The organism is Snodgrassella alvi (assembly GCF_040741455.2).
GTDB classification, from domain to species: domain Bacteria; phylum Pseudomonadota; class Gammaproteobacteria; order Burkholderiales; family Neisseriaceae; genus Snodgrassella; species Snodgrassella alvi_E.
Genome location: NZ_CP160328.2, coordinates 1,890,651 through 1,906,012 on the forward strand (window position 1 = coordinate 1,890,651; position 15,362 = coordinate 1,906,012).

9 protein-coding genes are annotated in these 15,362 nt (G+C 49.1%); 2 read left to right on the top strand and 7 right to left on the bottom strand.

Features of this window, described 5'->3' with window-relative positions; genetic code table 11:
- The first annotated feature begins 83 nt into the window (after positions 1–83).
- Positions 84–584, top strand: coding sequence for a Spy/CpxP family protein refolding chaperone (locus tag ABU615_RS08470; protein ID WP_367489582.1), 501 nt, complete (start codon positions 84–86; stop codon positions 582–584).
- Between the two features lie 71 nt (positions 585–655).
- Here the strand turns inward: ABU615_RS08470 and ABU615_RS08475 are convergent, their stop codons facing one another.
- The 5 genes from ABU615_RS08475 to recC form a co-directional block, all read right to left on the bottom strand.
- Entirely contained in the window at positions 656–2,749 is a 2,094-nt protein-coding gene (locus tag ABU615_RS08475) for a TonB-dependent receptor domain-containing protein (protein ID WP_267391474.1), read from the bottom strand.
- A 119-nt stretch (positions 2,750–2,868) separates the two neighbouring features.
- Positions 2,869–4,182, bottom strand: a complete 1,314-nt coding sequence (locus tag ABU615_RS08480) for a DUF445 domain-containing protein (RefSeq protein ID WP_370388825.1) — start codon at positions 4,180–4,182, stop codon at positions 2,869–2,871.
- Between the two features lie 245 nt (positions 4,183–4,427).
- On the bottom strand, positions 4,428–4,829 hold the full coding sequence (locus ABU615_RS08485; RefSeq protein WP_367489564.1) for a hypothetical protein: 402 nt from the start codon (positions 4,827–4,829) through the stop codon (positions 4,428–4,430).
- 50 nt (positions 4,830–4,879) lie between these two features.
- Entirely contained in the window at positions 4,880–8,509 is a 3,630-nt protein-coding gene (gene recB, locus ABU615_RS08490; RefSeq protein ID WP_370388826.1) for an exodeoxyribonuclease V subunit beta, read from the bottom strand.
- Complete coding sequence (gene recC, locus ABU615_RS08495; RefSeq protein WP_370388827.1) at positions 8,506–11,733, bottom strand: exodeoxyribonuclease V subunit gamma; 3,228 nt, start codon at positions 11,731–11,733, stop codon at positions 8,506–8,508. Before recC ends, recB begins: the two co-directional genes overlap by 4 nt.
- A gap of 242 nt (positions 11,734–11,975) precedes the next feature.
- Between recC and ABU615_RS08500 the strand changes: the two genes are divergently transcribed.
- Complete coding sequence (locus ABU615_RS08500; RefSeq protein ID WP_257377951.1) at positions 11,976–12,347, top strand: hypothetical protein; 372 nt, start codon at positions 11,976–11,978, stop codon at positions 12,345–12,347.
- Between the two features lie 77 nt (positions 12,348–12,424).
- Here ABU615_RS08500 and dsbD read toward each other — a convergent pair whose 3' ends face one another.
- Positions 12,425–14,284: a protein-disulfide reductase DsbD gene (gene dsbD / locus ABU615_RS08505; RefSeq protein ID WP_370388828.1), complete on the bottom strand. Its 1,860-nt coding sequence runs from the start codon at positions 14,282–14,284 to the stop codon at positions 12,425–12,427.
- 155 nt (positions 14,285–14,439) lie between these two features.
- A complete protein-coding gene (folE2, locus tag ABU615_RS08510) occupies positions 14,440–15,213 on the bottom strand; it encodes a GTP cyclohydrolase FolE2 (protein ID WP_370388829.1) in 774 nt (257 codons plus the stop codon).
- Positions 15,214–15,362: the final 149 nt, after the last annotated feature.

Sequence of the window (15,362 nt, forward strand, 5' to 3'; positions counted from 1 at the left end):
ACGCTGGTTTATGAAATACTGTTGATGATATAAGAATGTGATGCTGTGGTGCATTGTTAACTGAAATAATAAGGAGTTGTGTTATGAAAAGTTTTACCCGTGTAGTAACGCTGGCTGCTTTGTCTTCTTTGAGTATCGCTGCTTTTGCAGCACCCGCAACGGATGTGCCCACTGCGGTGATGACTGAAACTGTAGTGGTTCAAGAACATGCACCGGTAAAAGGGTGGGTGAATACGCATTCAATTTTGCCGCAGTTGAATTTGAGTACGCAACAGAAGGCGCTGGTGCAGAAAATTGATCATCAATATGCTAGTCAGCGTCCGTTGATGAGTAATGAAAATCGGCAGACATTGTCTAATCTTCAGCAGCTGCGTAGAAATCTGGTTACTGGCAAACGTTTTGATGATGCTAAGGCTAAGAATATGATTGCACAGGAACAGCAGATATGGGCGCAGCAGCAACAGGCTCGTGCTGATTATGATTTTTTACAGCTGAAACGGGAACACGATATTTATCAGATTCTGACGCCTAAACAGCAGCAGCAATATTGGCATTTACGCCAGCAGCAGAAGTTGTTGCGCTGATGCGCTGGCGTGTATTCTGTTGATTGAAAACCTCGGATATCCGGGGTTTTTGTATGTGGGCTGGCAATGTATCAGAAGCGTATCTGAGCCCGTGCCCAAAGGGTACGGCCAGGTTCGTTGACGCGGCGTTCCTGTACGGAATAGGTGTCGAAATCGTAGGCAGATTTGTTGACAGCTTCGGCATAGGTTTTGTTGAAGAGGTTGTCGATGCCGATTTGTAGGAGAGCGTGCTTGTTGGGTTTCCAGCCTGCATTGAGAGCAAGGGTACCGAAACCATTGCTGCGGCCTAAATCCATACCGACGATGTTGCCCTGATTTTTGGCATAGCGATGCTGGCTGGCAGCTAAACGCCAAAGGGCACCGGCGCTGAAGTGTTCGTTTTCCCAGTTGAGGTACGTGCGCCATTCTAATGGTGGGGTTTGTGCCAGTGGCCGTTTGTCGCTGCGGTTGCTGGCGTAGGTATAAGCCAGACTGCCACCAAGATTCCAGTGTGGGGCAAACTGCCAGTTGGTTTTGGCTTCGAAGCCATAGCGACGGGCATTAATCTGGCGGGCATAATTTTTGCTATTTATGCTTTCAATCAATATGAAATCATTGATTCTGCTAGCGAAGATGTCGATGGAGCTGGTGATGCTGCTGCCTTGATAGCTGAGGCCAGCGTCGATTTCGTGGTTGGTTTCTTTGTGCAGTTTTGCACCATTTGTTTTGCTGCGTTCCCAGTAATCGGGGGCACGCTCGGCCTGACCATAGCCAATATAGCTGGTGAATCTGTCACCACGGTGTTGCAAACGCATGAAGCCTGCGTTTAGGCCTTCATGTTGATGTAGATAATTTGGGGCAATGGTATTTTTCTTAGGGTTGAACTGGGTATTGGTCCAGTCGTGACGCAGACCACCGTAGAGGCTATTGTTTTCGTCGAAATTCCATTCGCTTTGCACGTAGACACCATGGCGTTTATAAGTCTGATTCCATTCAAACGGCCATCTGGTGAAGTTTTCTGCCTGATGTTTGTCGGTGCTCATCATCATCGGGCGTGAGCTGACTTCGTCACTCTGCCAGTCTGCGCCAATTTCGCTGTGGGTGTTGCCAAGCTCTATCTGTGCCGACAGTTTGGCTGATTTAATTTCACGTCCTGGATTCATTACTGAATACATGCGCCGTACCGGCATGGCTGCTTGATGCGTACTGTCCATTCCGTTCATGCCTGTACCCGTTTTCATGCCCATACCCATGCCGCCATTCATTTTCATTGGTGGAGTAGTACGCAGGCTGAAGTTGTCCATGACATGATCAATTTTGCTGCGGCCGTATTCAAACTGTATCTGGCTTAGCCAGTCAGTGATGTTTTGCTGACGTAGTTTCATTGACCAGCCACGGCGGTTAAATTGGGTACCGTCCATTGACCGGTCGGCATAGCGGGCATGGCCGGTGCTGTGTTCGTACTGTACGGCAAGCAAGGTATCGGTGAAAGGTGTGAGGGCACCCTGAACTATTTGGTTGTTGCGCTTGAAAGCCGAATGAACGGTGTCACCATTACCATCTTTGTAGTCTTTTGATTCGTTGTGGCTGGCGTTGAGTCGAAGCCAGCCGTACTGGTTGCCTAGTGTGCTGTCTATGTAGGCATCGCTACGGCCAAATGAGCCTTTGGTAAGGGCGCTATCGAGTTTGGCCGTGGGCTGTGTTAGTGGTTTTTCGTCACGCATGAATCGGACTGAACCAGTGATCATACCCGGTCCCTGATTAACGGCTTGAGGGCCTTTGGTGATGATTACGCGGTCGTAACTGGCCGGAAAGAGATAGGATGTGGGCGGATCCATGCGTCCCGGGCAGCCACCGAGTACAAACTGGTCGTCGGCAGTAATGAGCAGGCGCGAACCGCCAAGTCCGCGCAGCAAAGGGTCGCCGGAGCTACCGCCTTTGCGGGTAACACTCATGCCGGCTACGGATTTGAGTAAGTCGGCACCATCCTGTGCCGGTAGAGGTTGAAGGGCAGTTTTGGGGTCGATAATTTCGATACCGGGTGCATTTTGCTTTGAAGCAACAACCACAATGGGACTTAGTTCGGCGGTATGAGGATCTGAATTAACTGGCTGGGGCTGAGCCTGCGCTTTGACGAGGATGCAGGACAGTGCAAGAAAAACAAGAAAGCGGGAGGGAATATACATGGGGTGAGTCTGTCCAGATGCAGGTATGGATGTGGCTTATTATATCTTAATCAATACAAACAAATCTTTAAACAATAAAATCATTTGTTTAGGCGGACAGGTTAATGTGCTCTAATTTTTTAGTGACTTAACCATTGTGATAGTACGTAGATGATGAGACCGATACATCCGCCCACCAATGTGCCGTTGATGCGGATGAATTGTAAATCGCGGCCAACACTTAGCTCGAGTTTATCTACCATCTGCCGGCTATCCCAGCTTTTTACTTTGTCTGCGATAAACTGGCTGACGCGATTTTTGTACTGCTGGATGAAATGGCGTGCACATAGTGTGATGCGGGTGTCGAGCCGGCGCATAAATTGTGGATACTGGCTGGCTTGCTGTTGCATATGGCTACACAGGTGGATGAGCTGTTGCTGCCACCAAGAGTTATGTTGAGTGATGTCCTGCTCACTCCAGCCGACGAAGCTATCCCATAAATCCATGATGCTTTGCTGTAAGGCGGATGATTGTAGTAATTGCTGCCGGCTGGTGGCCAGTTTGCGGTGCCAGCTGCGGTTGCGGCGTAACTGCCGCTCGATAATGAGCAGTTGTTTGCGACTGGCACGCCAGAATGCATGTTGTGGATTGTCTAGTACAGCGTCTATATAGGAATCAGCCCAGTTGAGAGCTTTGCCGGCTACCCAGTCATCTATCTGTGCAGTGAGGGTGGTTTTGAGGGAGGCTTTGAGTTTGTCCCATGTGGAGGGGTCGCTCTTTTCTATTCTGCCTACCCATGACAACAGGCTTTTTTCCAACTGAGCTCGTGTTTGTTCGTTTTGTAGCCAGCGGCGCACTTGTTGTAATAGCGCACGCAGGAGAATGGTGTCGATTCCTTGTTTGTTTATCAATAGCAAGATGTTGGCTAATGTTTTGCCTACGCGGGCACCGCTGTACTGTGTGTTTAGCAGTTGGCTAATGAATCGGGAGACGTCGCTAGCGGTGGCGGTGCGTAATAGGAGCGGAATCTGACGAGTAAGGATAGGCAACCATTGCTGTTGGTTGTCTGTATTGACCAGCCATTGTAATGCGCTTGTGGCCGGATGCAGACGATAAATGCGGCTGGCGATGGCTTTGTCTTGCAAAAAATTGTTTTCGATAAAGCGTGCGAGCTCATCGGCGATTTTATTTTGCTTTTGCGGCAGAATGGCGGTGTGAGGAATGGGCAAACCGAGTGGATGGCGGAATAGGGCTGTAACCGCAAACCAGTCAGCCAGTGCACCTACCATGGCTGCTTCGGCAAATGCTTTCAGGTAAGCGAGTGCCGGATAGTGCTGCTGCCACAGACAACTGAACACAAATAAGACGCAGGCAGCACACAGTAGGCTGGTAGCCAGAAGGCGCATGCGGCCTAATCGACGGCGTTGCTGCAAATTGTGTGCGGTTTGGGACATGGGTTTGGGCTGATGTGTTCTGTGGTAGATGTAGTGATTTTAGTGGTTGCTGTCCGGTTATCCATTCTGATTTCCGGAATTTTACCCGATTAAGTAAAAATATGGATTTTGGGAGCAGATGTGTGTGACAGGCTGTTGTTTTTTGCCGGCAGGATTTGGATTGTGGGAAAGCCGCCTATCTTCTGTAAATGAGTTTGCGGCAAAACTGTGGTTTTGCCGCACGGTAGAATGATGCGAATGGAAATTTAGGCGCTAGGCTGCGGGCGTTGCCGTTTATGCTGCCACCATTTGAAAGCATAGCCGGCAATAACCGGAATCAGGGCGTAGATAATGAGTGCTGTCCAGCTGCCGTACCAATGTACCAATTTGGTTGTGCTGCCATCACTATTGAGCATGATTTCGCTTGAGCCGTGGTGAATGGCACGCCACCAGCACATGACCAGTAAACCCAAGAATAATGGCCATATGTTGCGCGTGCGTGCGCGTTGCCATAGCAGAAAAAACACCAGTGCCCACACCAGTGTCAAGGTGGTGACGAGTAAACCCGTATCTGTTGGCAGTTGCAGATAGCGGCAGATGATGAAGGTGATCACTACCCAGATGCCGGCGAGAATGGCCATGATGAATTCTTCGGGTTTATTTAGCATGCTGTTGCTTCCTTAGCGAATTTACGGCAGTTACGTTCAATATACCGCAGCTATTTTGCTTTGTCATGTGCTGGCAGCCATGGCTTCAGGGTACTGGTATCGATATCCCACTGCCAGATGCCATGCTGATTGAGCGGATTAAGGCCGCGCAGAAACAGATATCGTACGCTGATGGTGGTCGGCAGCTGGCCGTGGCTGTGCAGAAATCGGGCGCAGGCGATGCTGTAGATGAGTGCCTGTAAATAGTAATGATGTCTGGCGATAGCGGTGTCCATGTTTGCCTGGGTATAGTCGTCAAGGCGGTTGCCCAGATGGTTAGATTTGTAATCAATTACATATACTTGCCCGTTAATGTCTTCGCCCATTAGGTCGATGGCGCCGTTGATATAGCCGCTGACGGTGGCAAAGTCTAGCTCTTGAGCTGCCTGAACACAGCATTCAGGCAGGCCGGGTGCTTGGGCAAACCACTGTTGTAAATCTGCGATATTAAAGTCGTCGACGTGTAGCATGAAATTCATTTCGGCAACGCGCTGTGTGATGGGCAGGCTTGCTATGGTGGTCTGTGCGGACAAGGGGCAGTGGCGTACGGCATCGCTGAGTTCCTGCATGGTAGCGGCATGGGTATTATCGAAACCGTAGCGGGCGAGACAGGCAAGTATTTGTTCTTGTTCGTCACTGTTGGCTGGCTGGCTAAATTCAGTCTGTTCTAGTATGGCATGCAGGCACAAGCCGGCATTGATGCCACGTTCAAATGCCAATAGGGCGGTTTCGGCTTCAGCGGTGGGGGTTGCAGGCTGTGACAATATTTCCGCCTGATCGAGTGCTGGTGCCAGTTTTTCTTCTTCGAGGCTGTGTTCGTGGTGACGGTATTCGTGGCGGCTTAAGCTGGTGAAGCTGGTATAGCGTACAGTCTGAAATTCTCGTGGTGGCAGGGTCAGGGCGCGATAGGGTTGCTCTGGCGCTGCTGCTTCATCCGCAACGGTAGGCGCAACACTGCCTTCGCACCAGTGAAACATGGATGTGCTGCAGCCGGCTAATCGTTTTTGCCATGCTGCATGCAGGGTGCTGGAGAGATTTTTTTTATGGGTTTGTTGCCAAAACTGTAGTGATTGTTCAAGTGTGCCGTCGGGCTGCCCGTCCAGTAACCATGCCATAGGGTTGCAGGCGGTGTTGTTGCAGGCGGCTGTATAGAGAATGAGTTGTTCACGGGCACGGGTGAAAGCTACGTAATACAGGCGCAAACGTTCGGCCATGCTTTCGCGTACCAATTCTGTGCGGTCAGTGTCGCTAAGAAGGCTGCTGGCAATCAGTTCTGTCTTATCCTGCTGATGCAAGCGCTGCCAATTTTCCTGATTGTTGATGGCCTCTTTGCCGTCCCAAACAAAAGGACAGAATACGACAGGATATTCTAGCCCTTTGGAGGCATGCATGGTAACAATTTTAACCAATGCTTCGTCGCTTTCCAGCCGCAGCAGGTTGTTTTCAGCGGCCGGCCGTTCGTTGTCGATGGCACTGGCTAGCCAGTCGAGCAAGGCGGTGGCGGTGGACAGGGTTTGTTCGGCGTCGGCAAGTAATTCAGTGAGTTGCCACAGATTGGTCAGGCTGCGTTCATTGCGCTGGCTAAGCAGGTTCGTTTCCATGCTGGTGTGGCCGGCAAACCACTGCATGGCGCTATAAATCCCGTACTGCTGCCATAGCTCGCGGGTTTGCTGTGCCAGTTGTATCCATTCGCTGAGGTCGTTTTCGTTTTCGTTCAGTTGTGCCAGTTGTGCCGCTGTTTGGTTATACAGTATGCCGCCAAGAATAAAGCGCAAAATTTCGGTACGTTGTGGTTGCAGCCAAAAACGGAGCAGCGCCAGTACAGCCTGTGCTTCAGTACTGGCAAATACGGACTGATTACCCAGTGACACACTCATGATACCGCAGCGTTTAAGTGCACTGGCAATCATGCTGCCTTCGTTGTGGGAATGTACCAGTACGGCGATGTCGCCTGCCTGTAATGGCCGAGTATTGAGTAACAGTTCATCTCGTCTGCCTTGATTAATCAGGCTGGCTATTTCGTGGGCACAGCATTCTGCTGCACGTACACGCAAGCTGTCTTTATTGGGGATAAGCTCTTCGCCTTTGCTGTTGAGCTCAATTTGTTCTGGTAGCCAGCGTACGACCACGGCAGGTACGACTGTTTTGTTCAGTCTGCTATGCAGGCGGCTTTCAAGCGCCTGTGCTTGTACCGGTGGGTAATCGATACCTTCCAGCACAAATGGCAGCTGTTTGCCATTGAAGAGATGCCCAATTGCCTGTACGAGTGCCTGATGGCTGCGGTAATTGGTGGTGAGGGTGTAGCGTTGTTGCGGCGGAGTATCGGCGGCAGCACGTAGATAGGCATGAATGTCGGCACCGCGAAAACGATAAATAGCTTGTTTGGGATCGCCAACCATAATCAGTGGTCGATTTTGCTCGGCGAAAGCGGTTTTGAATATTTTGTATTGCAGCGGGTCGGTGTCTTGGCATTCGTCTACAAGTGCTATTTGCCATGTTTGTGCTAATGCGGCAGCCAGTGCAGAGGCCATGGGATTTTCTGTAGATAGTGCCATACCAACGTCGGCAAGAAGATCGTCGTAGCTGCGTTGATGGCTGTGGCGCCGATGTTCGCTTAAACACTGTTTTACGTAATTGAAGCAATCCAGCTGTAATTGCAGTACAACGCTTGTGTCTGCAGCTTGCAAGGCGCTGAAAGCAGCGGCTAACTCGGCTAATACCGCTACTTCCGCTACCAGTACATCGTTTAGAGTTTGTCCTTTTTTGGTTTTTTCGTGCAGCTGGTCAGCAGACAGTTTGGCACATCTTTCTAGTGTTGCTGTGGAAAAGGTCGGTATGCTGGCTACACTTTCCAAAGCTGATTGTAGTTCGCAGAAAAGTTGTTGGTAGCTGCTAGTGCGATAAATATTGCCGTTGAGATGTGGCTGTAATTGCCAGAAAGCATCCTGAATATGAGCAAAGCGCGTACTGACAGTGTGCCAAGTCTGCTGCCAACATGCATGGATAGCATCTTTGTTTACAGCCGGCGGCTGGCGCAATTGGATATCGGCTATACCACAATAACGACCCATTTCACGCATTAGGCGTGCCGGTGTTAGTTTGTAGGTTACCACAAGCTCAGCTAAGCTGTTGTTGTTGCTGACTTGCCGGCGCCAGAAATCCTCGGCAAACCGGCACAATAGTTCTGGGTCGGTTTCGATGGTTTCGGTATCAAATGGTGTCTGGCACAAAAAGGCGTAGTCAGTGAGTACGCGCTGACAGAAGCCGTGAATGGTGTAGACGGCGGCGCGGTCGAATTGGGTAATCGCTGCCTGTAGGCGCAGTATCAGACTCGTTTCGTCTTCCTGAGCGCGCGCATAGTCAATCAGCTGTTGCAGTACCGGATCGTTTTGTTCGGCGGGCAGAGTGTTTTGAAGTAAGGCCAGAGCTTGGTTGAGGCGTGTCCGCAGGCGGGTTTTTAGTTCGGCAGTGGCGGCTTTGGTGAAGGTCACCACCAGTATGGCGTCTACCGGCATGTGTTCCAGCAGTACCAGCCGTGCAAACAAAGCTGCGATGTTGAATGTTTTGCCGGTACCGGCAGAGGCTTCTATGAGGCTGCTGCCGTGCAAGGGCATGGTAATGGGATTTAAGGCTTGGCTCATTGTTCTTTTTCGGCTGTTTCCAGCGTGGCCATCATTGGCAGAAGTAGTTCTTCAATCAGCTGCCAAAACAGCGGGCTGTCAATCGGCAGGGTGTCGTCACGGCCGAATACTTGGGCTACTTCGGGATATTCGGCCTGCGGTTTGCCGTTGTGGCTGTCTATATACATTTTAAAAGCTGCGCTGCGTTCTTCCGAGCCATATTCTGCTGGAGTGTTGGCTTTTTGTCGGCGCTTATACCAGTAGCGGGCGGCACTGAGACTGGTTTTCGGAAAAAACGGCAGTGGCCGGTATTGCCCAAGCTGGTAATAATCCAGCCATAAGGCCAGTTGCGCCTGTGCATCCGGCCGGCTTAGTGCGGCTAGCTTGCGTGGCTGGGGCGGGTATAGCTCGTAGGTATGCTGTTCAAACTCTGTGGCGCTGGCGCAAAAAAGCAAATGGCGCAGGTACAATTCAATGTTATCTGGTGCGGTGGGCGCCTGAGAGCGCTCGAGTAATTGTCCGCACTGGTGTATATGGCTGATGTTGCCATTAAGCTGAAGCTGTTGATGATTGAAAACGAAAGCGATATCGGCTACAGCGGGGCTAAACAGTATTTCACCGTCCAGAGCGAGTGTTTGAGTGCGTAAAGTCTGGCTGACAACTAAACCAAGCGCGCCTTCTGGCACCAGTCCGCTGACCGCCAATGCTGCATCCACGTCGTTAAAATCCAGATGCTGCTGGCGCGCGCGCGTGTAAGCATTATAGATTAAGGCGCTGTTTTCAATGGCAAATGGTTCTGCGGCGCTGACCGGTGCTTCTTGATACGGTGCCTGCCATTGCAATTGTTGTTGTAGCCAATGGCGTACCGGATTGCGCCAGAAACGGATAAACGTTTCAATATCAATTTCTTGTGGTTGTAATTCGGCTTCTTCTGTGGCTGCATAAAATGGCAGTGGCTTGACAGTTTTTTGATTCAAAGCTTTGGCATAATCAGAGCGGCTGCTGTTCAGGTCTCCATTAAAATATCGATAGGAAAACGGTTGTAATGGATGACGAATGATATGTTGCTGATTGAACTGCAACGGGTTGCAGCCCGTCATAGCCGACAGTACATCTATTAGCTCATGCAGTAGGGCAGAAGGTGCCAACTCTTCGTTTTTGCGTATATCTTTACCAATATATGACAGATAGAGTTTCTCCCGTGCACTCAAAATGGATTCGAGAAACAGATAGCGGTCGTCATTGCGGCGTGCACGGTCGCCTCGGCGTGGATGGCGGGCAATCAAATCGAAAGCAGCGGATTTAGTGGTACGCGGGTAGTCTCCATCGTTTAGACCAAGTAGGCAAATGCAACGAAAGGGTAGACTGCGCATCGGCACCATACTGCAAAAGGTGATGCCACCCCGTAAAAAGCCGGCCTGACGAGTGCCGGATAGATAGTTCTGTAAATGCTCTATGGCAATTTCTGGCTCAATTAGACACTCAAATTGTGCCAGCTCTGCTTGTGCCTGCCATTCGCCAAGGCTGGTTTCCAATTGCTGCATGGCTTGACCAGCCAGAGAATCTGCATCGGCTATATCGCGCAGGAGCAGGCGTGTGCGGGCAATCCAATCGCTGATGCTGGCAGCGCTTTGCCAGCAGCTGTGGTGCTTAATCAGACAATCAATTAATTGTTGTCCCCGAGCTAGAATCTCTGTCTGACCAACATCGCCAAACCATGGCAATTGTTGCTGCCACAGGGCAGTGCGTTTATCGTCTGGCAGCAGCCAGCCTAGTACAGTTCGTTCTCGTGCTTGCTGCCAAGTAAAAAGTTTGCTTTCACCGCCATATTTATGGCGCATATCTGTGTCTATGCCCCATCGCACACCTTGTTCTCGCCAGACACGGCTAATTAGTTCCACGTCGCTGTCACTTAAATCGAAATGTGCGCGCAGCGGTGATTCGTCTAATAAAGGCTGTATGCTTTCGATGTCGAAGCGGCTTTGCATGAGTTGCAAGAGTTTTTCCAGCAATTGCAGTAATGGCTCCTGCAAACTGATTTTTACGTCAGCAATGTTGTAGGGCAGTGCAGGGATGTTGCCCTGAGATTGACCAAATACCGCATGAATGAACGGTAAATAAGGCTCGATATGCGGAGTGAGTACGGCAATGTCCTGTGGCTGCCACTCTGGATGTGTGGCTAAATCCTGCATCAACTGCTCTTTCAGAATTTGCAGCTCACGTAAGCAGGAGTGTGCAGACACAATCTGTATAGAATTATCATAAGCTTGCTGTACATAAGGTGGGTCGGTCTGTTTCGGATAGTGCAGACACTGAATATCGTTTTGTAGCCGGTGTAGCAGGCTGTCGGCAGTGTCGCCGCATTCTGCATAAACTGGTGGCATGTACACCACTTCGCCTAAATCATTGAGTGCATCAAAAAAATCACGTCCCTGTTTTCCCAGACTGGCGAGTAGTGGATGGCCGACCATACTTGAATCCGCTTGCTGATGCTCGAGCAGTAAATCAGCAGAAAGGACATTGCCCCAGTATTCGGCACTGGGATTCACTGCAAACACATGTACATCTGTGTGCTGTGCCATTATCTGCAAAGCGTGTAGATAGACTGGTGCCAGAGTGGCAATGCCAAAAACAAAAATACGTTTCGGTAGGTGTTCTTCTCGCAGCTGTGACAAAAATTCTTGCATTAGGTCGGCACGATGGGAAGAATTGGTTTCTTTGCTTAGCCAATACCATAATTCTGCCTGCCAGTCCTCATCTTCTCCAAGGCCAACTAATTCTTTTTTTTGCCAATTATTTATCCAATCATTGCGATAAATTAAATATTGGTCAAACATATCTGCAAGTTTGCCGGCAAGATGGTAGGGTGCCTGTATACTGCTTTCAAGATATGATTGCAATGCTTTGGCAGTCAGGCATAATTGCGCTCCCTGTAAATCATTGCTACGAAACAGGCTGAATAGGCGCCAACGCAGCACATCTGTCTGAAAAGGATTGAGTCTGGGCGTGTCAGGTAGTACTTTATGAGTTAACTGCCAGATGTAAGCAGCTGGTAGGCTGAAATGCAGATTGGCTGCGATGCCGTGTTCCTGAGCCAGATAGTGGTTAAGGTAGCGGCGCATACCCTGACTTTGAACTACAATTTCAGTCGGCGTCCATGCTGAATACTCGGCGGTGTGCTGATACACGCTGGCCAAAAGTGCAGCTAAATCAGATAAGTGATTGGATTGATAAACATACAGCATAACAGCTTCCGCCCCTGTTCAATGTTGCTATTATAGCGGTAGCACGGTGGTTTGCATCTGATTCAGAACTGGATTTTGCTTCTGAGGGCTGACTGGGCTATCTGTATGAAGATAAATGAATATCGAAATGAGCATCGAGTTAAAAAAATAGTTAATGCTGGTCAAAAGCGGGAAAAAATTGGAAAATAGATGCTTAAATACCCTGCCATAAGCAAGTATGGCATCAGAAGAAGGATATCACAGTGAGATTTGAAGGCGTCATTGATGAGCTGGCGGCAACTAAAGGTGTCATGGCGTGTGCTGTCGTGGATTATGAAAGCGGAATGTTTATAGATGGAGTCAGCCCGTCTGGCATGGATCTGGACATTCTTTCTGCTGGCAATACTGAAATTGTTCGTTCCGAGGTAAAAGCCATTGCACGCCTCTATGGACAGGAAAGCAATGAAGATGCGATAGATGATATTCTCATCAGTCTGCATAAACAGTATTACCTACTGAGGCCGATGAAGAATGTGAAAGGCGTATTCATGTTTATGGTGCTCGACCGTAAAACTGCCAATCTGGCTTTAGCTCGGAGAGCACTAAAAGTAGCCGACCGCAAATATCACGACTAAACACTTTTCTTTGATACAGCCGATACAGTTTGTTATCTGCGCGGCAGCCTCCCTGCATTTGCAGCGAGGCTGCTAATTTATTGTGCTTTCTGTACTTGTTTGTCATACCAGCTTAATAATTCCGGTGCTGGTACATACCCAATTAAGGGTTTACTGCGATAGCCGTTACTGTGTACCACAAATAGACCGGGTGGTCCGTACAAGCCATACTGTTGCAACATGTGTCGTTGCGCTGGTGTATTGTTGGTAACATCGATTTGTAAGAAGCGATCTTCTTCAATTACTCTTCTGACCGCAGCATTACTTAAAGTAAACGCTGTCATTTCTTTACAGGAAATGCACCAGTCGGCATAGAAATCTACGACTACCGGTTTGTCTGGATCCTTATCAAACAGCTCCTGCATGGCCTGTCGCAAATGAATTGGCTTAGTGAAATATCTTCCGAAATGCTGGCCGTTTGGCGGTGTTAATGTCAAAAAGCGATGGAGCGGGGTGACATAGTGCATGACGCTGGCTGTCATAAAATAAATACCACTAGTCAGAAATAGTATGCCGGCCAGTGCTGTGAACCAGTGTCTGCGTTTGGGGGCATAATACCACTGCCAGCCCAGATAACACGCCGGTGCTACCATCAGCAAGGTATAAATGATGATCACCAGATAGTAGTTTAGAAACGGGGTGGCAATATAAGTGGCCGCGCCCAATAGCATCAACCCGAATAAATATTTTACACACGTCATCCAGTTTCCGGCACGCGGTAGGATATGTACGCCAAATACGGAAATCAGAATCAGTGGAACACCAGTACCCAGTGCCATGACATACAGTGCCATACCTCCCAGAGCAGCATCACCGCTCTGACCAATATAGCCCAGCGCAAAAGCCAATGGCGGTGCAACACAGGGACCGATAATTAGTGCCGACAATGCCCCCATAACCAGTACTGATAATAAATGACCGCCACGGAAACGGTTGCTGATGCGTTGAAAATATGCCTGCCAGCTGGCGGGTAGCTGAATACTGTATAAATCAAACATCGACAATGCCAGAATCACCAATATTGCTGCTGCAGATAGCACTACTGCCGGCTGTTGAAGCCAGCCGGTGAGAAAAGCTCCGGTACGTGCCGTTACAATACCCACCACGGTGTAAGTAAAAGCCAGCCCCTGCACATACACAAACGACAGCAGAAATGCGCGCCATTTTGTAGTTTTCTGGCGCGAACCCATGACAATTGCCGACACAATCGGCAGTAATGGATACATACATGCCGTCAGGCTCAAACCCATGCCGGCAATGAAAAACGTCATTAAATTGGTAATTAGGGTTGTCCGGGATAACTGAAACAGACTGTCACTGCCCGAATTGCCAGACCAGTCTGGAGGTGGAGCAATAGCAGGAGGGCTGCTAAAACTATCCAGCTCCGGCTGAGTAGACGCAGAAGAGGGGACAATATGATATTTGCCAGTGCGGCTGATGGTAAGAGTATTTTCCACTGGCGGATAACAGATACCAGCTTCAGCACAGCCCTGATAGGATAAGGTCAGCTGATATGGTTCGGTTTGTGTGCCTTTGTTATAGCGCCAGACCACATCAGTATGTTGGTAATAAACCTCTTGCTTGCCAAAGAATTCATCCTCTTTCTGTTTTCCCGACTGGTTAAACTGAGCGGCACCGAGCACGCCCGCCGGCTCAGTAGTAGCTAGAATTTTATTGCGGTATAAATAATAGCCATTTGCAATAACAAAATGTACCCGTATTTCATTATCATGTACATTTAACTGTGGCACAAAAGCCTGTTCCGGCGGCAACAGTCTACCGTTATTACCAGCAGCCAGCCCAGCGTGGCTCAGAACCAATAGCAGCGCAGATAACAGCACCAAATGCTTCAGTAGGAAATCCGTGCAGACACGCAAGCGAGAAAAAGAGTGATACATAAATGTCACAGTAGCCAGTTTAATTCCAACCAGAACATCGAACTCAGTAAATGGCTACCAGCAAAACCAAGCGGGGGGTAGCCATTCACTTCCCCTTATGTTTCCTAAGTTTATCCACACAGAAACGGATAAAGATTGAATGTTGAGATATCAAATCAGGGGTATTGTATCAGTGCATAGGCCGAGTGATTGTGAATAGATTCGAAATTTTCGCTTTCTACGGTAAAAGATTGAATGCGCGGGTCGGCTTTAAGCGCCGTAGCTACATCACGTACCATATCCTCAACAAATTTCGGATTGTCGTAAGCGTATTCAGTTACATATTTTTCATCCGGCCGTTTCAGCAGACCATATAATTGACAGGAACCCTGCTGCTCCACCATATCAATGATTTCTTCAATCATCACGGCTTCGCAGGATTGTAGTGTAACTGTCACATGTGAGCGCTGATTATGTGCACCGTAAGCCGAAATTTCCTTACTACACGGACATAAGCTAGTTACCGGAATCATTACCTGCAACGTGTGCTGATAAATACCGTCCTTGATCTCCCCACAGAGCTTCACTTCGTAATCCAGCAGGCTGGAAATAGCCGTCACTGGTGCCTGCTTGCGCCGAAAAAAAGGAAAACGCATACTGATTTTACCAGCCGTTGCCTGTAGCTTCTGCAACATGTTCACGGTAAGCTCTTTGAGCGCCGAAAAATCAATGCTGACTTGCTGCGATTGCATTAACTCGACAAAACGAGACATATGCGTGCCCTTCTGCTCGGCTGGCAGCGCTACTGTCATGGTTAAATCAGCTATTGTGTGTTGTTCACCGGCCGCACTCATAATACATAGGGGTAGCCGTAAGCCCTTCACTCCAACCTGATTGATTGGCATATTGCGTTTATCAACACTGCTTTGCACATCGGCAATAGTGTCCATTCTGATGGTTTTCCTCTTGAAACAATGTCAAATCTGCCCGCCAGATACTATAAAAACATCCAAACTGGCGGCACATAAGGCGTAAAATTATACTGTATGGCTTAATTCCGAGCAAATCACTCGGGATTAGGTATTCGGCAACGTGAAGC